General features: G+C 71.0%; 23 protein-coding genes. 5 read left to right on the top strand and 18 right to left on the bottom strand.

From position 1 onward, the window contains the following. Positions 1-94 precede the first annotated feature (94 nt). The 9 genes from OH768_RS50820 to OH768_RS50780 all read right to left on the bottom strand — a co-directional run bounded on the left by OH768_RS50820 (position 95) and on the right by OH768_RS50780 (position 10,299). On the bottom strand, positions 95-982 hold the full coding sequence (locus OH768_RS50820) for a sugar phosphate isomerase/epimerase family protein (protein WP_406464183.1): 888 nt from the start codon (positions 980-982) through the stop codon (positions 95-97). Then, the gene (locus tag OH768_RS50815) at positions 979-1,926 is read right to left on the bottom strand and encodes an NAD(P)-dependent oxidoreductase (protein WP_406464181.1); all 948 of its coding nucleotides are present in this window, start codon (positions 1,924-1,926) and stop codon (positions 979-981) included. The genes OH768_RS50820 and OH768_RS50815 overlap by 4 nt, the downstream gene beginning before the upstream one ends. A 4-nt stretch (positions 1,927-1,930) precedes the next feature. Further along, complete coding sequence (locus OH768_RS50810; protein ID WP_406464180.1) at positions 1,931-3,148, bottom strand: Gfo/Idh/MocA family protein; 1,218 nt, start codon at positions 3,146-3,148, stop codon at positions 1,931-1,933. Continuing rightward, positions 3,145-3,954, bottom strand: coding sequence for an HpcH/HpaI aldolase/citrate lyase family protein (locus OH768_RS50805; RefSeq protein WP_406464178.1), 810 nt, complete (start codon positions 3,952-3,954; stop codon positions 3,145-3,147). The genes OH768_RS50810 and OH768_RS50805 overlap by 4 nt, the downstream gene beginning before the upstream one ends. Further along, positions 3,951-5,915, bottom strand: a complete 1,965-nt coding sequence (gene iolD, locus OH768_RS50800; protein ID WP_406464176.1) for a 3D-(3,5/4)-trihydroxycyclohexane-1,2-dione acylhydrolase (decyclizing) — start codon at positions 5,913-5,915, stop codon at positions 3,951-3,953. Before iolD ends, OH768_RS50805 begins: the two co-directional genes overlap by 4 nt. 43 nt (positions 5,916-5,958) lie before the next feature. Continuing rightward, positions 5,959-7,401, bottom strand: a complete 1,443-nt coding sequence (locus OH768_RS50795; RefSeq protein WP_406464175.1) for an aldehyde dehydrogenase family protein — start codon at positions 7,399-7,401, stop codon at positions 5,959-5,961. A 170-nt stretch (positions 7,402-7,571) separates the two neighbouring features. After that, entirely contained in the window at positions 7,572-8,792 is a 1,221-nt protein-coding gene (locus OH768_RS50790; protein ID WP_406464173.1) for a cysteine desulfurase-like protein, read from the bottom strand. A 36-nt stretch (positions 8,793-8,828) separates the two neighbouring features. After that, a complete protein-coding gene (locus OH768_RS50785) occupies positions 8,829-9,614 on the bottom strand; it encodes a response regulator transcription factor (protein ID WP_406464172.1) in 786 nt (261 codons plus the stop codon). Positions 9,615-9,810: 196 nt separating this feature from the next. Next, positions 9,811-10,299, bottom strand: coding sequence for a PaaI family thioesterase (locus OH768_RS50780; protein ID WP_406464171.1), 489 nt, complete (start codon positions 10,297-10,299; stop codon positions 9,811-9,813). A 93-nt stretch (positions 10,300-10,392) separates the two neighbouring features. On the opposite strand from OH768_RS50780, the gene OH768_RS50775 reads away from it, so the two are divergent. Beyond that, on the top strand, positions 10,393-10,875 hold the full coding sequence (locus OH768_RS50775) for a winged helix-turn-helix transcriptional regulator (RefSeq protein WP_406464169.1): 483 nt from the start codon (positions 10,393-10,395) through the stop codon (positions 10,873-10,875). On the opposite strand, the gene OH768_RS50770 is transcribed toward OH768_RS50775, so the two are convergent. From OH768_RS50770 to OH768_RS50760, 3 genes are all read right to left on the bottom strand, one after another. Next, a complete protein-coding gene (locus tag OH768_RS50770) occupies positions 10,864-12,951 on the bottom strand; it encodes a GH92 family glycosyl hydrolase (protein WP_406464167.1) in 2,088 nt (695 codons plus the stop codon). The genes OH768_RS50775 and OH768_RS50770 overlap by 12 nt on opposite strands. A gap of 120 nt (positions 12,952-13,071) precedes the next feature. Continuing rightward, positions 13,072-16,698, bottom strand: coding sequence for a hypothetical protein (locus OH768_RS50765; RefSeq protein ID WP_406464166.1), 3,627 nt, complete (start codon positions 16,696-16,698; stop codon positions 13,072-13,074). 268 nt (positions 16,699-16,966) lie between these two features. Next, positions 16,967-17,626: a TetR/AcrR family transcriptional regulator gene (locus OH768_RS50760; RefSeq protein ID WP_406464165.1), complete on the bottom strand. Its 660-nt coding sequence runs from the start codon at positions 17,624-17,626 to the stop codon at positions 16,967-16,969. Between the two features lie 155 nt (positions 17,627-17,781). Between OH768_RS50760 and OH768_RS50755 the strand changes: the two genes are divergently transcribed. Then, a complete protein-coding gene (locus tag OH768_RS50755; RefSeq protein ID WP_406464163.1) occupies positions 17,782-18,819 on the top strand; it encodes a medium chain dehydrogenase/reductase family protein in 1,038 nt (345 codons plus the stop codon). A 43-nt stretch (positions 18,820-18,862) separates the two neighbouring features. On the opposite strand, the gene OH768_RS50750 is transcribed toward OH768_RS50755, so the two are convergent. The 3 genes from OH768_RS50750 to OH768_RS50740 form a co-directional block, all read right to left on the bottom strand. Continuing rightward, on the bottom strand, positions 18,863-19,300 hold the full coding sequence (locus OH768_RS50750) for an NUDIX domain-containing protein (RefSeq protein ID WP_406464162.1): 438 nt from the start codon (positions 19,298-19,300) through the stop codon (positions 18,863-18,865). 11 nt (positions 19,301-19,311) lie between these two features. Then, positions 19,312-20,352, bottom strand: a complete 1,041-nt coding sequence (locus OH768_RS50745; RefSeq protein ID WP_406464160.1) for a LacI family DNA-binding transcriptional regulator — start codon at positions 20,350-20,352, stop codon at positions 19,312-19,314. 103 nt (positions 20,353-20,455) lie between these two features. Next, positions 20,456-20,878: an organic hydroperoxide resistance protein gene (locus tag OH768_RS50740; RefSeq protein WP_406464159.1), complete on the bottom strand. Its 423-nt coding sequence runs from the start codon at positions 20,876-20,878 to the stop codon at positions 20,456-20,458. 312 nt (positions 20,879-21,190) lie between these two features. On the opposite strand from OH768_RS50740, the gene OH768_RS50735 reads away from it, so the two are divergent. Together OH768_RS50735 and OH768_RS50730 are read left to right on the top strand one after the other, a co-directional pair. Then, positions 21,191-22,045 (top strand): chitosanase, encoded by an 855-nt coding sequence (locus tag OH768_RS50735; protein ID WP_406464157.1) that lies wholly within the window; start codon positions 21,191-21,193, stop codon positions 22,043-22,045. A gap of 281 nt (positions 22,046-22,326) precedes the next feature. Beyond that, on the top strand, positions 22,327-23,262 hold the full coding sequence (locus OH768_RS50730) for an SDR family oxidoreductase (RefSeq protein WP_406464156.1): 936 nt from the start codon (positions 22,327-22,329) through the stop codon (positions 23,260-23,262). Here OH768_RS50730 and OH768_RS50725 read toward each other — a convergent pair. From OH768_RS50725 to OH768_RS50715, 3 genes are all read right to left on the bottom strand, one after another. Beyond that, the gene (locus OH768_RS50725) at positions 23,246-23,947 is read right to left on the bottom strand and encodes an RNA polymerase sigma factor (RefSeq protein ID WP_406464155.1); all 702 of its coding nucleotides are present in this window, start codon (positions 23,945-23,947) and stop codon (positions 23,246-23,248) included. The two genes, OH768_RS50730 and OH768_RS50725, sit on opposite strands and share 17 nt — an antisense overlap. A 101-nt stretch (positions 23,948-24,048) precedes the next feature. Then, positions 24,049-25,410 carry a carotenoid oxygenase family protein gene (locus OH768_RS50720; RefSeq protein WP_406464153.1) on the bottom strand — a complete coding sequence of 454 codons (1,362 nt, stop codon included), beginning with the start codon at positions 25,408-25,410 and terminating at the stop codon, positions 24,049-24,051. A 23-nt stretch (positions 25,411-25,433) separates the two neighbouring features. Beyond that, positions 25,434-25,991, bottom strand: a complete 558-nt coding sequence (locus OH768_RS50715; RefSeq protein WP_406464151.1) for a hypothetical protein — start codon at positions 25,989-25,991, stop codon at positions 25,434-25,436. A gap of 273 nt (positions 25,992-26,264) precedes the next feature. Here OH768_RS50715 and OH768_RS50710 point away from each other — a divergent pair, with 273 nt between their 5' ends. Then, a complete protein-coding gene (locus tag OH768_RS50710; protein WP_406464149.1) occupies positions 26,265-26,861 on the top strand; it encodes a PadR family transcriptional regulator in 597 nt (198 codons plus the stop codon). Positions 26,862-26,898 lie beyond the last annotated feature (37 nt).

Raw genomic sequence — 26,898 nt, 5'->3', positions numbered from 1 at the left:
CGCGGCGCCCGATCGCTCCGGCATTCTGAGATCATCTCGGCACATCAGTCAATCCCTCAGAACACATCAAAAGCGCATCAGGCCCGTATACGGGCTACGCGACGCCGCGCAGCACCGAGCGCAGGTGCTCGGCGCTGGCCCACACGTCCTCGACCGGGCCCTTCGCCTTGGGCTCCTCGGTGAGGATGGTGTCCTGCTCCAGGACGTACCAGCCGTCGTAGCCGCGGGCGCTGAGGTGGGTGACGATGGCCTGCACATCCACGTCGCCGGCGCCCAGCGGGCGGTACATGCCCTTGCGGACGGCGTCGGTGTAGCTGAGCTGTCCGTCCTGGACCTTGGCGGCGAGGGAGGCGTCCACGTCCTTCATGTGGGTGTGGGCGATGCGCTCGGGGGCCTGGCGGGTGAGTTCGGCGGGGTCGGTGCCGCCGATGAGGAGGTGGCCGGTGTCGAGACAGAGGGAGATCGCGGAGTGCTCCAGGACGCGCCGGACCTCGTCACCGTTCTCGATCATCGTGCCGACGTGCGGGTGCAGGACGGCGCGCACCCCGCGTTCGGCGGCGAGCGAGGCGACCCGGTCGAGGTTGGACAGCAGCAGCTTCCAGCCGTCGGCGTCGAGTTCGGGGCGCGAGTCGTAGCCGTCCTGGCCGGTGACGGCGGACAGGACCAGCACCTCCGCCTTCGAGGCGTCGTAACCCGCGAGAAGCTGTTCGGCCTCGGGCAGCGGGTCGTGGCCGGGCACGTGCAGCAGCAGCGGGGTGAAGCCGCCAACCGCGTGCAGGTCGTGGTCGGCGAGCGTGCGGGCCATGGCGCCGGGCTCGGCGGGCAGGAAGCCCTCGGGGCCGAACTCGGTGGCGGACAGGCCGACCTCGCGCATCTCGTTCAGCACCCGCTCGGGCGTCAACTGGTAGCCCCAGCCGGGCACTTCGCAGACGCCCCACGAGATGGGGGCACCGGCGATCCTGTTCAGGGGGGAGGTGGTCATGCTGTGGCCTTTCTGAGGTTCCAGTCGGAGTTGGCGACCGCGGCCGGCGGCCGGCCCGCGAGGACGTCCGCGACACCACGCGCCGCGTCCACGAAGGTCAAGGTCATCGCCCGGCGCGTCATACCCATCAGATGAGGGGTGAGAACCACGCTGGGATGATCGAACAGTGGATGGTAGAGAGCCGGTTCCGGATCGAACACGTCCAGTCCTACGCCCGCCAGCCGCCCCGATTCCAGTGCGGCGAGGGTGGCGTCCGGGTCGAGCAGCCCACCGCGTCCGCAGTTGATCAGGATCGCGCCCGGTCTGACGCGGGACAGCAGCCGCTCGTCGACGAGGTGCCGGGTCTCCTCGACGAGCGGGGCGTGCAGGGTCAACACGTCACTGGACGCGGCCAGTTCATCGAGGTCTACGACGGAGAGCTCGGCCGGGGGCGGGCTGAACGGGTCGTAGGCGCGCGTCACCATCCCGAAGGCGGCGGCCAGTTCGCCCACCCGGCGGCCGATGCGGCCGTAGCCGACGATGCCGAGGGTGGCGCCGTCGAGGTCACCGACCGGGACGGTGTTCCGTGCGGCCCAGCGGCCGTCGCGGACCAGTTCGGTCAGCGCTGTCAGCCGCTTGGTGAGGTGCAGGGCCATGGCGAAGACGCCCTCGGCCACGGCCCGGCTGCCGCTGTTCGGGGTGATGACCACGGGGATGCCACGGGCGGAGGCCGCCGCCACGTCGACCAGGTCGACACCGACGCCGGTGCGGGCGATCACCCGCAGCCGCGGCGCCCGCCGCAGCAGCTCCTCGTCGACCCGCCGGTCGGCGCGCACGATGGCGCCCTCGGCGACCGCGAGGTCCTCGGGCGTGGGATCGGTGACGAAGGTGACCCCCTCCCCCAGGACGGGTCCTACCGTGTCGGTGTCGACGGGGCCGAGGCCCACCACCACATGTTCGGTCATGGGATCAACTCCGCACCGGATGGCCGAAGTTCGCGCCCGGCACCGCGGGCACCGGCTGCCAGGCGCCGCTTTCCGCGGAGGCCGCGGCTGCCGCAATGACCTCGGCGACGGCGTGCGCGTCCTCGATGGTCGAGTTGTGGTGCTCGATGCCCGCGACGGCGGCGAGGAACTTCTTGGCCTCGATCACCTTGAGGTCGTCGTAGCCCATGCTGTTGCCGGGGCCGGGCTGGAAGCTGGCGTAGTCGCCCATGTGTCCGTTGCCGAGCACGGTGGTGTAGCCCTGCTGGGGGCCGCTGCGGTCGAGGGCGACGCGCAGTTCGTTCATGCGCTCGAAGTTCCAGGTGACCGAGCCGTCGGTGCCGTAGATCTCGAACCCGATGCCGCACTGCGGGCCGACGATGATGCGCGAGGCCTCCAGGGTTCCGACCGCTCCGCCGTGGAAGCGGACGAGTGCGGCGCTGTAGTCGTCGTTCTCGACGGGCGCCAGCTCGCCGTCCTCGATCACCGCGAAGTGCGTGCCCGAGCCCATCGGAAGGATCGGGCGCTCGGTGTAGACGGTGCTGGTGAGGGCGGAGACCTCGTCGATCGGGGCGACGACATAGCTGACGAGGTCGACGACATGGCTGAGCAGGTCGCCGAGCGCGCCGTGTCCGGCGAGGTCCCGCTTGAACCGCCAGGACAGGGCGCCCTTGGGTTCGGAGGCGTAGCCGGAGAAGAAGGTGGCGCGGACGTTGGTGATACGGCCGAGGCGGCCCTCGGCGATCAGTTCGCGGGCGCGTTCGACGGCGGGGGCGTGGCGGTAGTTGTAGCCGATGGAGGTGACGACGCCGGCCGCGCGGGCGGCGGCGGCGACCTCGGCGGTCTCCTCGGCGCCGCGTCCTACGGGCTTCTCGATCCAGAACGGCTTGCCGGCCTTGGCGGCGGCGACGCCTATCTCGTGGTGGAGGAGGTTGGGCGCGCAGATCGAGACGACCTCGACCTCCGGGTCGTCGAGGACGGCCCGGTAGTCGGTGCCGGCCCGCGCGTAGCCGAGGACGTCGCGGGCGTAGGCCGCGCGGTCCTCGGCGGTGTCGGCGGCGTGGACGAGGCGGGGCTTGATGCCCAGCTCGGGGTAGACGGACGGGAGGGCCTGGTAGGCGCGGCTGTGGAGCTTGCCCATCCAGCCGACGCTGATCAGTCCGACGCCGATCTCGCGTGCGGCGCCCGGGGTGTCGGGGGTCATGATCGTGCCTCCTGGGAATCCTCGGAGTCCTGGGCCCGGGCCTCGCCGAGCGCCGCGGACAGGGCAGCCGCGAGCAGAGTCGCGTCGGAGCCGATGCCGATGAACGTCCAGCCCTCGGCTCGTTTGGCGGCGGCGGACGCGCCGTCGGGGACGAGCAGTCCGCAGGCCTTGCCGTGTGCGGCGGCGGCCTTACGGACGCGCTCCAGCGCCTCCCGGTAGACCGGCGCGGTGAAGTCGCCGGGCACGCCGAGGTCGTGGCTGAGGTCGCGGGGGCCGACGAACAGGACGTCGACGCCGTCCAGGGCGGCGATCGCCTCGACCTCCGCGAGGGAACTGGCCGATTCGATCTGGACCACGCCGAGGAGTTCGCCCTCCCGGTCCAGGGCTCCGGCGTCGAGGCCGAAACGGCAGGCCCGGTTGTAGGTGGCCACGCCCCGGTCCCCCGCGGGCGGGTACCTCAAGTGCCGCAGCGCCGCGGTGACTTCGGCCGCCGTGTCGAGGCGGGGCAGCATGATTCCGGCGGCGCCCAGGTCGAGGACGCGGCCGATGCGGATGCGTTCGGCGGACTCCACGCGTACGACGGTCGGGACGCCGTAGGCCGCCGCGGCCGGGACGGTCGTCCGGACCTGTTCCTCGCCGCCCGCACCGTGTTCGAGGTCGAGCAGCAGCCAGTCGGCGCCGGCGGCGGCGCACACCTCGGCGGAGACCGGTGAGGCGGTGCCGACGAAGGTGCCCAACGTGGCTTCTCCGGCGGCGAGTCGGGCGCGCAGGCGGCCGTGGTCCAGGGGTGAGCGGTTCAGGTTCATCCGTACCACCTCTGGGACGCGAGACCCTCTTCGTACTCGGCGCGCAGTTGCGCGACGGCTTCCTGCTCGGAGATTTCAGCGGGGGCCACGTCCCACCACACACCGGCGCCGGGCAGGTCGGCGTGCGGGATCACGGGGACGACCAGGACGACCGGGCCGTTGTGGTCGCGGGTGTCGGCCAGTGCCGCACGGATCTCGTCGGCGGTCGTGGCGCGCAGCGCGCGTGCGCCGAGGCCCTCCGCGGTCTTGACGAGGTCGACCTGGAGGTAGTCGCCCTCCAGGCGTGCGGACTTGCCGGAGCCGATCTCCAGGCTGCCGTCGCGGTAGCGGAACTCGTTGCCGAACTCCCGTCCGTTGCGCCCCATTTGGAGTCGGTGGATGACCTGGTAGCCGTGGTTCTCGGGGATCACGATCGTGATCGGGAGCCGTTCCTGCGCGGCCGTGACCAGTTCGGTCGGCGCCATGAGGAAGGTTCCGTCGCCGAGCAGCGACAGTACGCGCTTGGCCGGGTCCGGTTCGGCGAAGCGGACGCCGATCGCGGCGGGCAGTTCGTATCCCATGCAGGAGAAGCCGAACTCCAGGTGGGCGTACCGCCCTTCGGTGGCGTCCCACACCTTCTGCAGGTCACCGGGCGGACCGCCGGCGGCGGCGATGATCGTGTCGCCGGGCCGTGCATGCTCCTGGAGCAGTCCGATCAACTGGCCCTGGGTGAGGGCCGCTTCGGTGTCGCGCACGACGTCGGAGTCGGCGGGCAGCGAGGCGAGGTCGAAGGGGGTGTCCGGGTCGAGCGCGGCGGTACGTTCCTCCTGCCACCGCGCGTCCAGGGTGCGCGCCTTCTCCTGCCAACCGGCCGACGTGGTCGTGCCGTTGGCCCGCACGACGTCCGTCAGCGCGGCGAGGGCCCGCTTGGCGTCGGCCACGATGCCGGTCGCGCCGAGGCGGCCGGCGTCGTGCACGTTGACGTTGATGCTGGCGAAGCGCACGTCCGGGTTCTCGAAAATGGAGTGCGAGGCGGTGGCGAAGTCCGTCAGCCGCGAGCCCACGGTGAGCACGAAGTCGGCTTCCCGGGCAAGGGTGTTGACCGCCGGAGTGCCTTCGAGACCGATACCGCCGAGCTGCCACCAGGCGCGGCGCTGGACGGCGCCCTTGCCCGCGAAGGTCTCCACGACCGGGACGCCCGCCGCTTCGGCGAGCGCCTCCAACTCCTCGGTGGCACCGGAGTACACGACCCCGCCGCCGGCGATGATGAGCGGCTTCTCGGCCTCGGCGAGCAGCCGCGCGACCGCGGCGACCTCGTCGGCGTCCGGCGCGGGGCGGCGGATCGGCCAGTCGTGCTCGGCGAAGAACGCGACCGGGTAGTCGTAGGCGTGGGACTGGATGTCCTGCGGCAGCGAGACGACGACCGCTCCGGTGTCGACGTCCGTGAGCGCCCGCATCGCGGCAGGCAGCGCGGTGAGGAGCTGCTCGGGGCGGGTGATGCGGTCGAAGAAGCGGGAGACGGGCCGGAAGGCGTCGTTCACCGAGGCGTCGGCCTCGATGGGGTGCTGGAGCTGCTGAAGTACCGGGCCCTGGTGGCGCGTCGCGTAGGTGTCGCCGGGCAGCAGCAGGACGGGCAGCCGGTTGACGGTGGCGAGGCCCGCGCCGGTCACCATGTTGAGGGCGCCCGGACCGATGGAGGCGGTCACGGCGAGGGTCGAGTGCCGCTTGGTGGCCTTGGCGTAGGCGGTCGCGATGTGGACGAGCGCCTGCTCGTTCCGGCCCTGGACGAACGGGAGTTGGTCGCTGAGCTGGTCCAGGGCCTGGCCGAGGCCGGCCACGTTGCCGTGCCCGAAGATGCCGAGCGCGGCCGGTACGAGACGGCGACGATGACCGTCGGCCACGGAGTACTGGCGGGAGAGGTAGGTGACGACGGCCTGGGCGACGGTGAGGCGCACCGTGCCCTGTTGCGTCCGGTCGGTCATGTGTCGGCTCCTGAATGCGGGGATGTACGGGGACGCGACGGGATCACCACGGGCGGCCGTGCAGGACGATGGTCTTGACCTCGGTCATCTCGCTGACCGCGGCGCGCGGGCCTTCCTTGCCGTAGCCGCTGCCCTTCAGGCCGCCGTACGGCATGAGGTCTGCGCGCCACAGGGGCGTCCAGTTGATGTGGACGGAGCCGGCGTCTATCTCGCGGATGGCGCGGACGGCGCCCGCGACGTCGGAGGTGAAGATGCCGGCGCCGAGGCCGTAGGCGGTGCCGTTGGCCTGGGCGATGGCGGACTCCCAGTCGGCGGCCGAGCTGACGGCGACGGCGGGTCCGAACAACTCCTGCTGGCTGAAAGGGGAGTTGGGGTCGACGTCGGCCACGACGGCCGGGCTGACCACGGTTCCGTCGCGTTCGCCGCCGGTGAGGACACGGGCGCCGTCCGCGCCGGCCTGTGCGATGGCGCGCTCCACGCGTTCGGCCTCGACGGTCGTGATGAGGGAGCCCATGGTGGTGTCTGCGGAGGACGGGTCGCCGGTCCGGATGGCCTTCACCTTCGGGACCAGGGCGTCGAGGAAGTCGCCGGTGATCGACGGGTGTGTGATCACGCGCTGGACCGAGATGCACACCTGTCCGGCGTTGACGTAGCCGCCCAACGCGACGGCGCTCGCGGCCAGTTCGATGTCGGCGTCGGGGAGGACGACGACCGGGCAGGAGGCGCCCAGTTCGAGGGAGAGCTTCTTGACGCCGGCGACGCGGGCGATGTGCTCGCCGGTCGCGGTGGAGCCGGTGAAGGAGATCTTCCGTACCCGGGGGTCGGTCACGAGGAGGTCCCCGAGCACACCGCCGGAGCCGACGAGCACCGAGAGCACGCCCTCGGGCAGCCCGGCGTCCACGAAGCACTCGGCGAGCGCGAGCGCGGTCAGCGGGGTGGAGGTGGCCGGCTTGAGGACGACCGCGTTGCCGGCCGCGAGCGCGGGGGCGAGCTTGTGGAGCACCAACAGCGCGGGGTAGTTGAACGGCGTGATGGCCACGACCACTCCGCACGGCTGGCGCAGGGTGAAGCCCACCTTGTCCTGGCCGGTGCCGCGGTTGGCGTCCAACGGCAGTGTCTCGCCGTAGAGTTGGGTGCCCTCGAAGGCGGCGAGCCGGATCAGGTCGCCGGAGCGTGATGCCTCGCCGGTGGCCTCGGTGATGGTCTTGCCCGACTCGGAGCTGATGGTCCGCGCGATCTCGGCGGCCCGCTGGTCGGCGAGTTCCGCCGCGCGCAGCAGGATCGTCATGCGTTCGTGGGCGGGTGTACGCCGCCAGACCGCGGCGCCCCGCTCGGCCGCGGCGAGGGCCCGCTCGACGTCCTCGGGTCCCGCCACTGCCACAGTGCCGACGGTCGAGCCGTCGAAGGGGGACGTGACGTCCCGGGTCCGTCCCTCCCCCGCCGATGCCTGCCATCGGCTTCCGATGAGTAGTTCCACAGGCGCCATTGCCTTCTCCCTCCAGAAACCCTCGCGACCGTCGTAGCTGGTCCGAAGCGCCGATCGACCGGCGACCAGGCCGTTTACCTGGGCGTAACGGTAGGTGCGGCGCAGGGCATTGTTGAAGGGGTGGAATCCATCATTATCCCGTCATCGGGCACATCTTTTTTCCATCATCGCTAGGGCCGCTTCAGGAACAGCTCCAGTCCGGTGAGGAGCCGGTCGACGTCCTCGGTGTCGGTGTAGGGCGCGAGGCCGATGCGCAGGCCGCCGGAGTCGCCCAGGCCGAGGCGGCGGGAGGCCTCGATGGCGTAGAAGGAGCCGGAAGGGGCGTGGACGTGGCGTTCCGCGAGGAAGCGGGAGGCGTCCTGCGTGGCGTGTGCGCCGAGGGCCTCGTCGAAGGTGAGGAGCACGGTGGGGGTGCGGTCGGCCGCGTTGGAGTGGACGGTGATGCCGTCCAGGGCGGCGAGTCCCATGTCGATGCTCGTGCGCAGGACCTCCTCGTGCCGGTGGAGCGCGGCGAGACTGGCCGTCAACCGCTCGCGGCGGCTCCCAGCGGCCTCCGCGTCGAGGCCCGCGAGGACGTCGACCGCCGCGCTGGTACCGGCGAGCAACTCATAGGGCAGGGTGCCGAGTTCGAAGCGCTCGGGGACCGCGTCGGAGGAGGGGAGCAGCTTGTCCGGCCGCAGGGTCTCCAGCAGTTCGGGCCGGGCGGCGAGGACGCCGAGGTGGGGGCCGAGGAACTTGTACGGGGAGCACACGAAGAAGTCGGCACCGAGCTGCCCGAGGTCGACCAGGGCGTGCGCGGTGTAGTGGACTCCGTCGACGTGGAACAGCGCTCCCGCCTCGTGTGCCAGGCGCGCTATTTCGGGGATCGCGGGCCGGGTGCCGATCAGGTTGGAGGCGGCCGTGACGGCGACGAGCCGGGTGCGTGCGGAGAGGGCGGCGCGGAGGTGGTCGAGGGTCAGTTCACCGGTCGCCGGGTCGAAGTCCGCCCAGCGGACGGTGGCGCCGGCCCGCTCGGCCGCCTGTGTCCAGGGGCGGATGTTGGCGTCGTGGTCGAGGCGGGTGACCACGACCTCGTCGCCGGGCGCCCACGTCGTGGCGAGGGTGCGGGCGAGGTCGTAGGTGAGCTGGGTGGCGCTGCGGCCGAAGACGATGCCCGAGGGGTGCGCGCCGAGGAGGTCGGCCATGGCCTGGCGGGCGCCGGTGACGATGGTGTCGGCGTTGCGCTCCCCCGCCGTGACCTGGCCCCGGTTGGACAGGGGGTTCGACAGCGCCCGGGTGATGGCCTCGATGACCGGGCGCGGTGTCTGGGTGCCGCCGGGGCCGTCGAAGTGGGCGGTTCCGGTGCTGAGGGCGGGGAACAGGGCGCGCAGGGCGGTGATGTCGTACGTCACGAAGGTGAGCTCCTGTCGGTGCGGCGGCTCGGCGGTTCAGCGTCCCGTGCGGGATGGGAGCAGGCCGATCTCCTGCGCCCGTAGCACCGTACTCACCCGGTCGCGTGTGCCCAGTTTCCGGTACAGGCTCTCCACGTGCTTGTGCACCGTGCGCACGGAGATGCCCAGGCGGTGGGCGATCGCCGAGGCGGTGAGGGCGTCGGCGAGGAGCAGCAGGACGGTGACCTGGCGGGGCGTGAGGCGGCAGTCCTCGGGTATCTCGGGCGGGGCCTGGGTGGCGCGCCAGCGTTCGAGGAGTTGCCGCTGCTGTTCCACGCCGGCCAGCAGGGGCTGGATCATTTCGGCGGCCCGGACGTGGTCCTCGGTGAAGTCGGCGCCGGCCCGGTAGACGAGGGCTCCGGTGACCGGGGTGGCCGTGCCGGGCAGCGGGATGGCCAGGACGTGGTCGGCGTCCATCAGGCGGCTGATCGTGCCCGCGGTGCGGCTGTCGGCCCAGCCCTTGCCGGCCATCCGGTGGGCGGTTCCGGGGCGGCGGGCGGCACCGGCCGTGAAGTAGTGGTCCGCGAAGGGATAGCCCCGGCGCAGCACGGTCATCGCCTCGTCGTCGATCCGTCCGAAGTGTACCTCGGCGGCGGGCGAGAGTCCCATCGCGCCGGTCCGGTCCGTCCACTCGCCGAGCTTGTAGATCAGCGCCTCGCCCCCGCAGAGGCCCGGCAGTGCCGCGGCGACCATCGGCCACAGCCGCGCGGGATCCCGTTCGTGCAGCGCCGCCACCGCCACCGCCAGCATGCGCTCATACGCCCCGGTCACCCCGACCGTCATACGCCCTCACGATCCCGCTGTGTCACATCCACGTACGTACTTCTCCCCATACCACCACGGCAACGGGTTGCGGCAAACTTCACAGCGTGCCTGCAAGGCCCGAGTCCGTGAGGATCAAGGGAGTTGACGGTACGGATCCGCCTGCGCGGGGGACAGGCGGACTCCTCTTCTACGACTCTTTCCGGCCGGACGACGGTCAGGGGACGGGAAACAGCAGGCAGCTGCTGGTGGCGTGGGCGAGCAGCCGGTCCTTCTCGTCGAGCAGTTCGGCCTGGGCGAGCGCGGTGCGCCGTCCGCCGTTGAGGACGGTGCCGACGGCGCGGATCCGGCCGGTGTCGGCGGTGACCGGACGCAGGAACTTCACGGTCAGGTCGAGCGACGTGTAGCCCATTCCCTCCGGGAGCGTCGACTGCACCGCGCAGCCTGCCGCCGAGTCGAGCAGGGTGGCGAAGACCCCGCCGTGCACGCTGCCGATGGGGTTGTAGTGCTCCTCCCCCGGTATCAGGGAGAACACCGCGCGCCCGTACTCCACCTCGTCGACGGTGAAGTTCAGGGTGGCGCCGATGGGTGCCGCGGGGAGCCGTCCGGCGGTCACTTCCCGCAGGAATTCCAGACCCGTGGTCTTTCCTACGGCGGCTGCCGAGATCCCCGGATCCTGCCACTCGTACGTGCGTGACCGTCCCATGCGGTGCTGCCTCCTCTGCTGGCTTCTTCAATAGAAGCTAGATCCAGTCGCAGCTGACTGTCAATGACAGAGCCAGGTGGCTATGGTGGCGGCATGGAATGGCTCGATGTGAGCACGGAGAACTGTCCGGTCCAGAGCACACTCGATCTCGTCGGCGAGAAGTGGACCCTGCTGATCCTGCGGGACGCCTTCATCAGGGTCCGCCGTTTCGACGACTTCAGGCGCCATATCGGGCTCTCGGACGCGGTGCTGTCCGACCGGCTCCGCAAACTGGTCGCGGTCGGCATCCTGACGACCGTGCCCTACCAGGAGGCGGGGAGCCGGACGCGCAACGAGTACCGGCTGACGGGCAAGGGCCGCGATCTGTGGCCGATCCTCATGGCGCTGCGGCAGTGGGGCGAGACGTACGCGGCCGATCCGGAGGGCCAGGTGCTGGACGTCCGGCACACCGCGTGCGGCGCGCCGGTACGGGTGGTGGTGGAGTGCGACGGACCGCACGGCGCACTCGCACCGACCGAGGTGACGGCCGTTCCCGGACCGGCGGCCCGTCCCGCACGAAGTCCGCTACCGCAGTGAGCGCTTGGGCGGCTGCCGGAGTGAGTGCCTGGGCGACGCGGAGCCGACCGTGAGCGTGGTGCCGTCGCCCCGGTGGACGGTGGCGGTGGTGAACAGGGGTGCGGTGCGGGCGAGTTGGGCGCTGCCGGGGACCTCGGGATAGAGGCCCAGGCTCGCCCACACCGCCCAGGACGACATGGCGCCGAGGTCGTCGTTGCCGACGAGGCCGCCGGGTACGTCGCTGAACAGCGTGGACAGCGCGCGGTGGACGACGGCGTCGGCGCGGTCCGTGTGGCCGACGTGGGTGTACGCCCAAGGGGTCCCGAAGGAGGGCTCGTTGCCGAGGTAGGCGTACGGCTCCGAGGCGCCCGCGTTGAGGCTGCTGAAGAAGGTGTCGAGACGGGCGGTGACGGCGGCGGCGCCGCCCATGGCCGCGAACAGTCCGGGCAGATCCTGCGGCACCATCCACGTGTACTGGGCCCCGTTGCCCTCCGCGTACTCCGTCTTCTGGGCCGGGGTGAAGGCCGGCCAGGTGCCGTCGGCGGCGCGGGGCTGAATGTATCCGGTGGCGGGGTTGAAGAGGTTGCGCCAGTTCCCGGAGGCCCGCAGCAAGGTGTTGTACGCGGTCAAGTCCCCCAGCCGGTGGGCGAGTTGGGCCAGCGCGTAGTCGGCGACGGCGTATTCGAGGGTGGTGGAGACCGAACCCCACACCCCCTTTGTACCGGCGGGCACATAGCCGAGGGTGTCGTACTGCGCGTGTCCGGGCCGCTGCCGGTCGTCCTGGCGGTCCGCGAGAGCCGTGCGCAGCAGGACGTCGGCGTCGAAGTCGGTGCCGCCGAAGGCATGGATCGCGGAGGCGATGGCGGGCAGCGGGTCACCGACCATGACACCGCTGCCGCCGTTCGCGAGGGTCCAGCGGTCGAAGTACCCTGCCTGGAGGCCCTGGTTGAGGACGGACTGCGCGATGTCGGAGGCCTCGCGCGGGGCGAGCAGCGCCAGCAGCTGGACCTGGCAGCGGTAGACGTCCCAGCCGGAGAAGTTCGCGTACTGCACGTGCCCGGTGCGGGTGCGATGCACGAGCCCGTCCATGCCGGTGTAGCGGCCGTCGGTGTCGCTGAAGACGCTGGGGTGCAGGAGGGCGTGGTAGAGCGCGGTGTAGAAGACCCGGCGCTGGGCGTCCGTACCGCCGCCGACGGTGACCCGGTTCAGCCAGGTGTTCCAGTCGGCGCGCACGGTCTGCCGCACGGTGTCGTACGACCGTGCCACCTGCTCGGTGAGCGCGTTGCGGCGGGCGCCCTCGACGTCGACGAAGGAGACGCCGACCCGGACGGTCACCCTGCGCACGCCGGGGGCGAAGGTGACCATGGCCGCGCCCGGTTTGCCGTCGGGATGGGTGGCCTGGGCGAAGGGCTGGTCGAAGGTGGCCTGGAAGTAGAGCCGGTAACGGTTCTTCGACTTGCAGAAGGCGCCGCTGTCGCTGTACCCGGACAGCGTGTTGGTACCGATGTCGACCGACCCGGTCGCCGCGGTGAACGCCTTGGCCGCGTCGATGCTCACCGCGGCGGGGCGGGTGTCGGTGGCCGGATAGGTGAAGCGGGCGATGCCCGAGCGCTGGGTGGTGGTCAGGTCGGTGCCGATGCCGTTGTCGAAGGTGACGTGGTAACTGCCGGGCGCCGCCTGCTCATTGGCGTGCGAGAACGTGGCATAGGCCGGGGGCACGGCCTCCTGGGTGGGCATGAAGGGCACGTTGCCGTAGGCGGCGCAGCCGGCTCCGGAGATGTGCGCGAGGCTGAAGCCGCGGATGCGATTGTCGCCGTAGGAGTAGCCGCCGTGCTGATACGTCACCGTGTCCGGGCTCCACTGCATCCCGCCGAGCGGCGCCGACGCTCCCGGAAAGGTGTTGCCCGCGCCGCCGCCGTGTCCGAAGTTGGGGCCGCCGGGGGCGGTGCCGACGAACGGGTTGACGTACCGCGCGAGATCGTCGACGGCCCGGGGCCGGGGCTTGCCGTCCGCCCGGACCGGGGCGGCGGCGGCCGTTCCGGACGCCACGAGCACCGAGGTCGCCAATACGGCCCGCAGCAGGGGAAGTCGCACCACGTGTCTCCAGCCAGCCAGGGGAACCCGCCACCCGCGCGGCGCCGGACCGCGAGTCTCCCCAACCCGGCCTTCAGGGCAGCGCCGCCACACCGTCGGGGGTGGGGGAGCAAGCCGGTCGGGTCAGCAGGTCGCGTCCCGGTGGCCGTCGAGGTAGGTGGTCCGTTCCAGCGGCGTGAGGTCCCGGTGTACGGCGGCGCAGATCTTGTCGACGGCCTGCTGCGGGTCGAGCAGTGTCAGGCTCCACAGTCGGGCGGTTCCGTCGGTGCTGCCGGTGGCGAGGGTGTGTCCGTCCGGGGTGAAGGCCACGGACCGTACAGGCCCTGTGTGGCCGGTCAACGTGGCCCGCAGCCGCCCGGTGGCCGCGTCCCACAGACGCGCGGTGCCGTCGTCACTGCCGCTGGCCACGGTGCGGCCGTCGGCGCTGAAGGCCACCGCCCGCACCTGGTCACCGTGTCCGCTCAAGACGGCCCGCTGCTGCCCGGTGGACGCGTCCCACAGACGTATGGTGCGGTCTGCGCTGCCGCTGGCCAGGGTCTTTCCGTCGGGGCTGAAGGCGAGCGCCAGGACACCGCTGGTGTGGCCGGTGAGGGTGGCCCGGGTGGTGCCGGTGGCGAGGTCCTGGAGCTGGATCGTGTTGTCGTACGAGCCGGTTGCCAGCGTGTGGCCGTCAGGGCTGACGGCCACGGACCATATGGCTTTGGTGTGCCGGGTGGTGAGAGTGCGCCCCTTGCCTGTGGTCGTGTCCCACTGTCGCAGCTCGTTCAAACGGCTGTTGTAACGGGTGATCAGGCTGCGGCCGTCCGGGGTGAAGGAGACTGACATGACCTCGGCCGTGTAGGGCAGGACCAGGCGAGTCCTCGCCGTGCGCACGTCCCACAGCCGTACGGTCCGGTCGAAGCCGCCCGTGGCCAGAGTGCGGCCGTCCGGGCTGAACTCCAGGGACTGGACGGGAGCGGTGTGGCCGGTGAGGGTGGCCCGGAGGGTCCCGGTGACCGTGTTCCACAGACGGGTCTTCCCGTCGGCACCTCCGGTGGCCAGGGTGCGGCCGTCGGGGCTGAGGGCCGCCGAACTGAGGGAACCGGTGCGGCTGCTGAGAGCGGTACGGACCTGTCCGGTGTCCAGCTGCCACAGCCGGGCCGTGCGGTCGTCGCTGCCGGTGGCCAGGGTGCGGCCGTCGGGACTGAAGGCCACCGAGTTCACTCCCTCCGTGTGCCCGGTGGTGATGAACCGGGTCTCGTCGGTGGCCAGGTCCGTCAGCCGCAGTGTCTTGTCGTACCCGGTGGTGGCCAGGGTGCGGCCGTCCGGGCTGAAGGCCAGCGACCACTCCGCACCGGGGTGGTTGGAGAGCAGCACGTGGCCGGTACTGCTCGCGCCGTGGGGCGACATTGCTGCCCGTACCGGCCAGGTCCGGACGGTGTAGCCGACGACGCCGGCGAGGGCCTGTCCGTCGGGGCTGAAGGCCAAGGAGCTCACCTGGCCGCCATTGCCATGCAGGACGGCCCGCGCCTTCCCGGTCGCCGTGGCCCACAGCCGTGCGGTGCCGTCGGTACTGCCGGTGGCCAGGAGGTGGCCGTCGGGACTGAACGCCAACGACCAGACAGAGTCGGTGTGGCCCTTGAGCGTGGCACGGATCTTCCGGGAGGCCACGTCCCACAGGCTCACCGTCCTGCCTGAGGCCGCCGCGACCGTACGGCCGTCGGGACTGAATGCCATCGCGGCGACAAAGCCGTGAGTGGCGAGGCTGACGCTGACGGTGCCCGTGGCCAGGTCCCAGAGTTCAAGGCCGTGCTCTCCGCCGACTGCCAGGGTGCGGCCGTCCCGACTGAACGCCACCGACCGGACGGGCCCGGTGTGACCGGCGAGCGTGACCCGCAGCGTGCCGGTGGCGGTGTCCCACAGCCGCACGGTCTCGTCGGCGCTCGCGGTGGCCAAGGTGCGGCCGTCCGGGCTGAACGCCACCCACCGCACCTTGCCGCCGACGGTCATAGAGTGCCGCAACGGCAACGCGGCAGCCGTATAGATACTGCTGACGGCCTCGGCGCTGGGGCTCGTGCGGTAGGCCTGGACCGCGAGCAGTGAGGCCAGGTCCGGGTTGGTGTCCAGCAACGCCGCCGACTGGGCGGCGAGTTGCCGGGACAAGGCCGTGTGCTGCGCGCTGACAGCCCCCTGCCGCTGGTCGAACGCCAGCCCGGCGGCGATGACCGCCACCACGAGCAGCGCGGCCAACGCCGCGATCAGGGACCGCAGTCGGCGGGTCGCACGAGCCGCCACGCGCTCCTCGGCGTCCCGCATCCGGAGGCTCGCCGTGAGGAACTCCCGCTCCAGCACCGTGAGTTGGTCGACACTCCCGGAGGCGGTGAAGGCTTCCTCGGCCGCGGTCAGCCGGGCCCCTCGGTACAGGGCACCTGCGTCGCGGTCCAACTGCTCCCACGCCACGGCCGATTCGGTGAGCAAACGGTGCCGGCGCAGCAACTCGCGGTCCCGGTCGATCCATTCGCGCAGCCGGGGCCACGCGGTGATCAGCGCCTCGTGGGCGAGATCGACGGTGTCGTCATCGAGGGTGATCAGCCGGGCCCGGGCCAACCGGTCCAGTACGACAGCCGTTTCGCCGGTGCCGTCGGCGTCGAGCTCGGCACGGCGGGCGGGACGGCCGGCGTCGTCGCTGCCCTCGCCCGGAGCGATCAGCCGCAGCATCACCTGACGGGCGAGCACGGCCTCCTGCGGGGAGAGGCTGCCGTAGAAGTCCTCGGCGGTCTGGGTGATCGCACCCCGGACACCACCAGCGGCCTCGTACCCCTTGAGCGTCAGTGTGCGGCCCCGTCGGCGGCGCCAGGTCTCCAGCAGCGCGTGGGACATCAGCGGGAGGCCGCCGGGCCGGTCGGTCACGTCCGCGATGATCCGGTCGGTCAGGGCGCGCTCGACGGTCAAGCCTTGGGCCGTCGCGGGCTTGACGACGACCTCACGCAGTTCACCCGTGCTCATCGGGGCGACGAGCAGGCTCGCACCGCGCAGCGCGTCCGCGAGGCCGCGGTGCTCACCGAGCCGCCCGTAGAGGTCCGCGCGCACCGCGATCACCACCCGCAGCCGCCCGCCGGGCCGGGACGCGGTCAGCAGCCGGTCCAGGAAACGGGTGCGCTCGGCGGGGTCCTGACAGAGCGTGAAGACCTCCTCGAACTGGTCCACGATCACCCACGTGTCCCCGTCCCCCGTGGTCTCGGCCGGGGCGAGTGCTCGGGCGTGGGTACGCGCCGGATGCTCGCCGGGGGTGAGGATGCGTACGGCCACCGGGCGGGCACCCGGCCAGGCCTCGCCGCGCAATGCCGGAACCAGCCCGGCCCGCAGCAGGGACGACTTGCCACTGCCTGACGTCCCGACGACGGCCACGAAGCGGTTGTCGAGCGCCAACTCCGCGAGATCGGCGACCAGTTGATCCCGGCCGAAGAAGCGACCGCTGTCACCCGGCCCGAACCGCGCCAGCCCCCGATACGGCGGCGTGGCACCCTCGTCCTCCTCGGGCCGACCGGCCTCCTCCTCGGCCGCCCGCCGCCAACGCCCCTCCCACTCACCGGGGTCCGCGCCACAGGCCTGGACGTAGGCGAGGACGACGGGCAGGGACGGGAGGCGTTCGCCGGCCGCCGCCTCGGACAGCGTGGCCGCCGAGAAGTCGGCCCGGCCGGCCATCACCCGATAGGTGATCCCTCCTGCCTCCTGCCTCAGTTGACGCAACTCGTACGCAAACCGCTGCACCGGTCCGGTCTCAGGATCCAGCGGACTCTCCGGACGCCCCACGCCGATCGCCCCCTACTACCTCACCCGTCCTGCCGAACGTCCCGCGCCCCTCCCCCAAGGGGACGCGGGACGACCTCCCCCGCTGCACCGAGTTCACCGGGCAGGGAGTTGACTGGCAGCCCTTCCCGAGCCGCCAATCAATAAGAACTCTCGCACTTGGATGGGGAGTTGGGCGGCGCGGCGAAGACCGCCATGGGCCGGTCCCCGCCACCGCACCCGGCGGGCCTCACTCCCCCCGCCGCTCCACCAGCTCCGCCAGTTCGGACGCGAAGAGCTCGGCCGGGTCGAAGCCCATGCCGGTGAAGTGGCCGGCGAGTTCCAGGGAGAGGACTCCGTGCAGACGGGTCCAGAAGGTCAGGGCCAAGTGGAGGGCCTCGGGCGGGGCGGGGTGGTCGCCGGCCCAGAAGCGATGGTCTGCGAGCTGCGTCTCGAACGGTGTTGCGGGACCGTCCGAGAGCCCTGCGGCGGCGCAGGCGTCCAGCAGGGGCGTCATGATCTCGGACGCGATGCCGGTGATGTCGTCGGGCGCGTGGTAGCCGGGGACGGGGGTGCCGTAGACGAGGAAGTACCGCTGGGGGTCGGCGAGGGCCCATGCCCGCAGGGTGTGGGCCAGTCCGGGCAGGTCGGCGCCGGTCTCGGCGGCCGTGCGGAAGGTGTCGGCGAGGCTGCGGTAGGCGTCCCGGACGAGCTCGGTGATCAGGTCGTCCCGGCTGGCGAAGTACCGGTAGAGCGCGGGGCCGCTCATGCCCATCCGCTTGGCGATGGCATTGAGGGAGAGCGCGGAGGCTCCCGCCGTGGCGATCTGCTCCCGTGCGTGGTCCTTGATCTCCGTGCGCACCTGGTCGCGGTAGCGCTCACGCGGAGTCCTCGTGCCTGTTTCCGCCATGACCGGCCGCCTTCCACACTCACGGGACTACATGCTCAAGCTTCAGTTAGAAGGTATCACGATTGCACTTGACGATCCCTTCTAGCGTGCGTTAGAACTTATAACGAACACGAAAGCACATAGCTCGCCGCAGCTCGCTCACAGTGGAGGTCGCCATGAACAACACCACCGACGCACTCGTCGAGGTCGTCCTGCCGGGCAAGGTCGAGCCCGAGGGCCTGGAGGTCCGGCACGGAGCCGTCCCCGTCGCGGGCCCCGGCCAGGTCGTGATCCGGATGGAGGCGACCGGGGTCTCCTTCGCCGAGCAGCAGATGCGCCGCGGCCGGTACTACGACCAGCCCCCGTTCCCCTTCGTCCCCGGCTACGACCTGGTCGGCACCGTCCAGAGCACCGGCGCCGGCGTGGAACCGGGCCTGGTCGGCACCCGGGTGGCCGCGCTGGTGAAGGTCGGCGGCTGGGCCAGCCATGTGCTGGTCGACGCGGCCGACGTGGTGCCCGTGCCGGCCGGGGTCGGCTCGGCGGAGGCCGAGACAGTGGTGGTCAACGGGATCACCGCCTGGCAGATGCTGCACCGCAAGGCCCGGGTCCGCGCGGGCCAGACGATCCTGGTGCACGGTGCCAATGGCGGCGTCGGCACGGTCCTGGTCCAACTCGCCCGCGCCATGGGCGTGCATGTGATCGGTACGGCGTCACCGCGCCACCACGACGCCCTGCGCGACCAGGGTGTCGAGCCCATCGACTACCGCACCCCGGACCTCGCCGCACGGGTCCGCGACCTCGCCCCGCGCGGGGTGGACGCCGTCTTCGACCACGTCGGCGGCCCGAGCGTCGTCCGGTCCTGGCACCTCCTCGCCCTCGGCGGCACCCTCGTCTCCTACGGCAGCGCCTCCACGCGCGACGACGAGGGCTCCAAGCAGCTGCCCGTGCTCAAGATCCTCGGCCGGGTCTGGACGTGGAACGCTCTGCCCAACAGCCGCCACGCCTACTTCTTCAACGTCTGGGCCGGGCGCGCCCTGAACAAGAACCGGTTCCGCGCCCAGCTTCGCACCGACCTCTCACAGGTCTTCGCGGCCGTCGAGCGCGGCGAGGTCACACCCCAGATCGCGGCCCGGCTGCCGCTCGCCCGTGTCTCCGACGCCCTGCGCCTCGCCGAGTCGGGCACGGTCGCCGGCAAGGTCGTACTGACCCCGTAGTACGGCCCTCCATCGCCGTACGGCCTTCCCACGACGGCGACCGTCAGGCGGCGCCCCAAGCCTCGACATGCCGGAGCACATGGTCGGCGAGCTCGGCCGGCTGAAGGTTGAGGGCCGCCACGGCGGGGCGGCTCAGCGCCACCCGCACCGGTTCGAAGTCGCCCGTGTCGGGGTCCTCGAGCTCGGGACCGTGCCGGCGGTCCAGGTCCATGTCGAGCAGATCGGCGAGGAAGTAGTGCTGTACGACGGTGGTCGTCCCGCCCGGTTCGGTCAGGGTGAGGAACTCGGTGGCGGGACCGATCGTGGCACCGATCTCCTCCATGGCCTCGCGGCGCAGGGCCGCTTCGAGGTCCGCGTCGGCGGGCTCGACGCTTCCGCCGACGGTGGTGCAGTAGGAGTCACCGCCCGGCCAGCCCCTCTTCAGGAACACCAGCTGACCGCGGTCGAGCAGCACGACCCGTGCCTTGTGACGGACCCTCATGCCCGGAGAGCCTAGCGAGGCGGCGCCGCCGACGACGCGCGGACGACGAGTTCGACCGGTGGGTCGGTCACCGGCAGCGGGGGTGCCTGCGGGTTCTCGATGGCGTGCACGAGGAGCTGGAGGCCGGTCCGCGCCATCGCGTCGAACGGCTGCCGTACGGTCGTCAGCGGCGGAGTCACATAGGCGGCGACCGGGGTGTCGTCGAAGCCGACCACGCTGATGTCCTCCGGCACCCGTCGGCCGGCCTCCGTCAGGGCGCGGATGAGCCCGATCGCCATGTCGTCGTTGGCGGCGAACACCGCGGTGACGCCGGGGTCGGCGGCCAGTGCGTGACCGGCCGCGTAACCGGAGGCGGCCGACCAGTCGCCCTGCACGACCGGCGGTTCCGCCCGGCCGTGCGCGGCGAGCGCCGCCCGCCAGCCTTCGAGACGGTCCCGGGCGGAGTACCAGCGCGCGGGTCCCGCCAGATGGTGGACCGTGGTGTGGCCGAGCTCCAGCAGGTGTTCGGTGGCGGCCCGCGCCAGGCGGCTGGAGACGATCCCGGCCGTCACCACATGGGGCGCGACGAAGGGCGGGGGCGCGCCGAGGACGAGCACCGGCACGTCGACCCGCGCCGACAGGTCGGCGCCGTCCTCCTCGTCGATCGGCTCGGAGATGACGATGCCGTCCACACCCTGGTCCAGGAGCGAGTCGACGGCACCGGCGATGCCCGCCGACTCGCCCTCCATGGTGTTGACCACACGGAGTGCGTAGCCGGTGTCGCGTACGGCTCGCTCGACGCCCATGAGCAGCGAGGCGGGGCCGTAGAGAGCGGTTCCGAGCGTGACGACGCCGATGGAACGGGTGCGTCCGGAGGCCAGCGCGCGGGCCGCGTTGTTCGAGCGGTAGCCGAGTTCCTCGGCCGCCGCCAGGACCCGACGGCGTACGTCCGCGGAGACGTACGGCTCGTCGTTCATGACCCGGGACACCGTCTTCTGCGACACGCCCGCCAGGCGCGCCACGTCCACACTGCGCGGTGCGGCTCCCGCGCCGCGTCCTGTCCCTGGTGCCATGGCGTCTCCTGATCTTCGGCAGCCGCATACTAGCTTCCGCCCGATGCCCGCAGGCCTCGCGCTGTCGGGAAGCGCGAGGCCTGAAGGTTCTCGTTCCTCCTTGTTACACCGTGGCCGTGAGGGTCACGTCGATGTTGCCGCGGGTGGCGTTGGAGTAGGGGCACACCTCATGGGTGGCCTTCACCAACTGGTCGGCGGTGGACTGCTCCAGCCCGGGCAGGTGCGCGGTCAGCGACACGGCCAGGGTGAAGCCGCCGGTGTCCAGCGCGAGCAGGGTGACCTTCGACTGGACGGTGGAGGCTCCCAGTCGGACGCCCTGGCCGCCCGCGATCAGGCGGAGTCCGTTGTGGAAACAGGCGGCGTAGCCGGCGGCGAAGAGCTGCTCGGGGTTGGTCCTGTCGCCGCCGGGGCCGCCCATCTCCTTCGGGACCGCGAGGACTTCGTCCAACACGCCGTCGAGGGAACGGACTTCGCCGTTGCGGCCGTCGCCGGTCGACAGGGCCTCGGTGGAGTACAGCGCAGACATGGTGGTTCCCTTTTCGTGAGTGCCGGGACGTGATTGCTACGACGTGAGTGTGCTGCCGTCGGCCATTCGCAGCCTGCCCCTGCCAGGGGCACGCTTCCTGCCGCCCAGGTGATCGGCCCTCGACCTATGGCCGGCGCGACAAGGGCGGGCAAACCGTCAAGCATCGCCCTCGCACAGACACACGACTCTCGTTCATATCTACGAACTTGGCTCCCGGTGGGTGCCGTCTCCGTCGAACCTCTGATAGTTAAGTTTCCTATCAGTTCGGCGGCATGACCAACTCCCGACCCCCCACCACCATTTGGAGTCCCAGTGGTCCACCCGTTCCGTGCCTCAGCGACCCCCGAACCGGCGAGCCCCTCGCGCCGGACCCTCCTCGCGCTCCTCGGCGTGTCGCTCACGGCAGTACCTCTGCTGCGCACTCCGCAGGCCTCGGCAGCCTCTCCGGCGGTCCGGGCTGTCGGCCTCGACGACCCGGCGAAGAAGGAGATCGCCATGCAGCTGGTGTCGAGCGCGGAGAACTCCTCGCTCGACTGGAAGGCCCAGTACAAGTACATCGAGGACATAGGCGACGGCCGCGGCTACACCGCCGGGATCATCGGCTTCTGCTCCGGCACCGGCGACATGCTCGACCTCGTCCAGCTCTACGCGAGCCGCAAGCCCGGGAACGTCCTCGCCAAGTACCTGCCCGCGCTCCGCTCGGTCAACGGCACCGACTCGCACTCCGGCCTCGACCCGAACTTCCCGAAGGACTGGCGCACGGCGGCGCAGGACACGGTGTTCCAGCAGGCGCAGAACGACGAACGCGACCGCGTGTACTTCAACCCGGCCGTCAGCCAGGGCAAGACCGACGGGCTCCGTGTCCTGGGCCAGTTCACGTACTACGACGCCATCGTCATGCACGGCGACGGCGACGACCCCACCAGTTTCCGCAACATCCGTGCCCGCGCCCTGCGTTCGGCCAAGCCGCCGGCCCAGGGCGGCAACGAGACGACGTATCTCAACGCCTTCCTCGACGCACGCGTGTGGGCCATGCAGCAGGAGGAGGCCCACAGCGACACCACCCGTGTCGACACCGAACAGCGCGTCTTCCTCCGCAACGGCAATCTCGACCTCAACACGCCGCTGTCCTGGAAGGTCTACGGAGACAGCTACCACATCAACTGACCTGTGCCGTCGGCACGTTGAGGCACATGGAACGGTCGAGGCCGTTCGTGACGGGCTGACGGATCACAGGCGGACAGGACGACGCGGCGCCGGGACCCGAGGTCATGGGTTCCGGCGCCGTAGCCGTCTCGCGCCGTCCCCTCCCCCAGGTCATGCCTGCCGCGTATCGCCGTATGCCGCACAGGCCTTGGACATCCGCGCACCGCCGTTCCTAACGTGGTCCGCGAGCCCGCCGCCCTCCGCCGCCGGGTCGACCCGGACCGATCTGAGGGATCTCCACTGTGCGTGTTTTCGTTGCGGGCGCGACGGGTTACATCGGATCCGCGGTCGTCCGTGAACTCCTCGGAGCCGGGCATCACGTCGTCGGCCTCGCCCGCTCGGAGTCGGCCGCCGACGTGTTGACGCGATCCGGCGCCGCCGTGCACCGCGGTGACATCACGGACGTCGACAGCCTGCGCGCCGGCGCCGCGGCGGCGGACGGTGTCGTCTACGCCGCGAACCAGCACATCGCCGAGACCACCGACCCGGCCGCCCGCGCAAAAGCCGAGCTGGCCGCCGTGGAGGCGATCGGTGCCGAACTGGCAGGCACGGACAAGTCGTTCGTGGTCACCTCGGGGGTCCTCGGCCGCACCCCGGGGCAGCTGCTCACCGAGGAGACCCCCACTGTCCCGACCGTCGTCACGGCCCCACGGCTCCAGGTCGAACTGTCCGTTCTCGCGCTGAGCGAGCACGGAGTGCGCTCGTCCTCCGTACGGCTGGCACCGACCGTGCACGGCCGAGGGGATGCACGCGGCTTCATCCCGGCTCTCATCGGCGTCGCTCGTACGACGGGCGTGTCCGCGTTCGTCGGGGACGGATCGAACCGGTGGCCGTCGGTGCATCGACGGGACGCGGCGACCCTGTACCGACTGGCGCTGGAGTCCGCCTCGGCCGGCACCCGGCTCCACGCGGTCGCCGAGGAGGGCGTGCCGTTCGGCGAGGTCGCGCGAGCCATCGGCCGCCGGTTGCAGGTCCCGGCCGTCAGCCTGACCTCCGACGAGGCGAGTCGGCATTTCGCCGGTTTCCTGGCCCCGTTCGTCTCGCTCGACAACCCGGCGTCGAGCGCGCTCACCCGACAACGCACCGGATGGAAGCCGACGCACGCCGCGCTGGTCCCGGACATCGAAGAGGGCCATTACTTCGGGGAGTTGAGCGAGGATTTCAGCGCGGAACTCTGAACCGGGCCCGTGAAACGCCGGTCCGGGCCGAGGCGGGGACCGTACATCCGTCGGCGGCGGCAAGGACTTCGCAGGCCTCGACGCGTCCCGCGCGGATCCGCTGTTCGGCAGGGCCATGCGGGGTGTCCGCCGTGGCGGCGAGGGCGGTCGCCATCTTGGCCCGGCCCTGACTCAGCCGGCTGCGCACCGTGCCGACCGGAATCCCGCAGGCGACCGCGATCCGCTCGTACGAGGTGACCTCGGCGGCGAAGTAGCGGAGCAGCAGGGGCATCCGCAAGGCCGGGGAGAGTTCGGCAAGAGCTTCCCAGACCCAGTCCCGGAGCGCGTTCCGCTCAAGCCACTGCTCCGGACCCAACTGCGCTGCCACCACCGGGAGTTCACTCACCGGCCGGACCAGGACCGCTTCCCGCAGCAGCAGCCGGCCGGCGTTGCGCACGATCATCCGCAGCCACGCCCCCACGGCCGCCGGATCACGGACATCGCCGATCCGCAGCAGCGCCGTCAGCGCCGCGTCCTGCATCACGTCGTCGGCGTCCGCACCCGGCCCCAGAATGCTCAGGGCCACCGCGCGCATCCCGTCCCGGTGCCGCTCCAACAACAGCCCCAGCGCGGCGACTTCACCGGACTGGGCCGCGCGCGTCAGCAGTACGTCCTCCAGACACGCCGCTTCGTCGCCTTCCCCCATCACACGATCCCTTCCGGCATCCGTCCGGCTCCTCACGGCCGTTCGGCGGGAGCCGTCCTCCGGGCACGCGGGCCCGGAGGACGGTTCACCGTTCACGTGGGTCAGGCGTCCGCCAGCCAACTGCCGTGGAATCCGGCGGGTACCCGTCGGGGCAGGTGGATGGTGGCCACCGGCTCCCGTGCGAGGTTGTCGGCGTCGAGGATCACCAGGTCGCTCCGGTCGGTCGAGGCGTCGTAGACATAGGTCATGAGCCAGCCGGGGCCGCCGGGTTGGTCGTCGGCGGGGGCGAAGGCCGCCTCGCCCGGGAAGCGTCCCGGAGCGAAGTAGTGGCTGGCCACGCTCGACTTGCGGAGGTCGTACCGGTGGATCGCGGCACGCGACTCGTCCGGGTCGTACTGCGGAAGCTCCGGGACGGGCGCCGCGGTCGCGTGACCGAAGTCTGCCGGGAGGCCCGCGAGTCGGTCGTCGATGCGGGGGAACTCGCCCGGGTGGTCGTCGAGTTGCTCCTCCGCGACGGCACCGGTGACGAGATCGATCGTCCACCGCCACAGGTGGGCAGCCGTCGCCACGGTGACGCCGTCCCGCAGCGACAGGTAGCGCATGCCCAGCAGGACGAGACGCCGACCGTCGTTCTCCTCGAAGGAGTTGAGGGTGTGGAAGACGTAACACGGGTCGATGCCGAACCAACGGATGTCCCCGTGCGGGTCGTCCCGGCGCAGCACGCCGAGCCTGGCTCCATAGGTGTCGGACCAGACGTACGGCATGCCTCCGTTCGGATCCATGGCCCGCTCGATGCTGAACACGGCGGGCAGGTCCATGAAGACGACATGGTTCCTGGTCAGGTAGAAGTCGTGCATCATCGTGTGCGCCGGGACGTCGATCGGCCGGCTGACGGTCAACTCGCCACTGGCGTCGGCGCGGTGATAGGTCAGGTAGGGCGCCGACAGCCCTCCGTACCCGTAGAAGTGGAGCTCACCGGTGACCGGGCAGGTCTTGGGGTGGGCGGTCATCGGGGTGCGCAGGTGTCCGTCGAAGTCGTAGGGGCCGACCGTGTCCAGTTCGCGCCCGGCCTCGCAGCTCAACTCCTGCGGGAAGGACGTCTCGACGAGGGCGAGGGTGCGGCCCGCGTGCCGTATGACGTGGGTGTTGGCGACGCCCGCGGCCAGGTTCATCTCGCCGTCCCGGCCGTAGACCTGGGCGCCCGTGGCGAGGGTCGGGGTGCGGACCCAGCGGTTGCGGTACGAGGTCGCCCTGCCGCCGTCGAGGCGGACTCCGTGCACCATCCCGTCGCCGGTGAACCAGTGGGCCGAGGCCGCCTCGTGCGGGTTGGGGCCGTTGCGCAGATACCAGCCGGTGAGTTCCGGCGGGACGGCTCCGGTCACCTTCAGTTCCGTGACCGTGATCTCGTCGGGAACCGGGGCGAAGTTTCCGGCGAGGTGCGGAGGGGTCTTGTCTGTACTCACAGGGAATTTCCTTCGGATGACGGTCAGGCGTCCGCTGCCAGCAGGGCTTCGAGGCGCGCCTGGACCCGCTTGGGATAGATCGAGGTGAAGACGGCGGGGGCGACCAGGCCGACGACATGGGCGGTGATACCGACCCAGGCGGGCGCGTCGGTCGCGTTGCTGATGGCCAGTACGACGGCGATGAAGGTGAACCCGGCTCCCCAGGCGGCCGTGATGGCGTTGTTGACGGAGAGGAATCCCGGGGTGTTCCAGTACTCCTCGGGCGTCTGCCGGCGGGCGATCCCGAGCGTGAAGGGACTGCGGAGAGCCATGCTGCCCCAGGCCGTACCGGCGAGCCACACGAAGGAAAGGACGTCGCTGTGGTCCTGGACGGACGAGTCGGGCGAGCTGAAGGCGATCGCCCCGATGATGACGAAGTAGATGACGGTGCTGATCTCCAGGACCATCGCGTCCATCGCCACTCCCCTGCGCCGGTCCTGCAGTAGCAGCAGAAGGCCGGAGACACAGCCGGCCACCGCCCCCCAGCGCCAGTCGACGGCGGAGACGAAGCCCGCCACGATCCATGGGACGAACCCACGCATATAGCCCATGATGCCCACGATGAGTTTCCTCGCAGTTCGACGTTCCAACTTTGACAGGTGGAAGCTAGATGCTCCGCAAACAACATGTCAAGGTCGGAATATTGAACGAAAGTCCACCGCCGCACTGTCCCGGCGAACTCGAACTGGCCCTACCTGCACGAACGTTCACGACCACGCCCGACCTCCACGCGGCCTCCCTGCCCGGCACACAGAATCCGCAGGGGTAGTTTTCGACCTGTCAATATTGGAGTGACACGGGTTAGGGTTGTCGGCATGAGCCTCCGCAACGCCCTCCTGGGCCTCCTCGTCTTCCGCCCCGGCAGCGGCTACGACCTGCTGAAGATGTTCGACACCTCGCTCGGCTACGTCTGGCCCGCCAAACAGAGCCAGATCTACGGCGAGTTGACGAAGCTGGACGCGACGGGCCTGATCAAGGTGACGGAGGAGGGCCCCCGGGGGCGCAAGCAGTACTCGCTCACCCCCGAAGGGCACGCGGAGACGGTGCGCTGGCTGACCGAGAGCCGGGAGAGCAGGCCGCAGCGCAACCCGATGCTCCTGCAGACCTTCTTCCTGGGACTCCTGCCGCGCGAGGAAGCGGTACAGCGACTCCTCGACCACGCGGAGGCCTCGGCCAAGGAGCACGACACCCTTGTCGCCCTACGGGACACGGAGGACTGGGACAAGGACATGCTGACCATGTGCGGCAGACTCGTCCTGGAACACGGCATTCGCCAACGCGTCCTGGAACAGGAGTGGGCGCGCTGGGCCGCCGACCAGCTTGGCGCCGAGCATGCCGCGGATCCCGACGGGGGCCCAACAGGCGCTCCCGGCAAGGAGACTGACGCGGAGGAGCCCGGCAGAACGTCGTAGCGCCCGGCTCCGCCTTCGTCACCTGTAGCCACGCTCC

Origin of the sequence: Streptomyces sp. NBC_01622 (assembly GCF_045209635.1) — a bacterium.
GTDB lineage: Bacteria > Actinomycetota > Actinomycetes > Streptomycetales > Streptomycetaceae > Streptomyces.
Note: the sequence above shows the minus strand (reverse complement) of the source record. Positions and strands in the feature narration are given on the sequence as shown.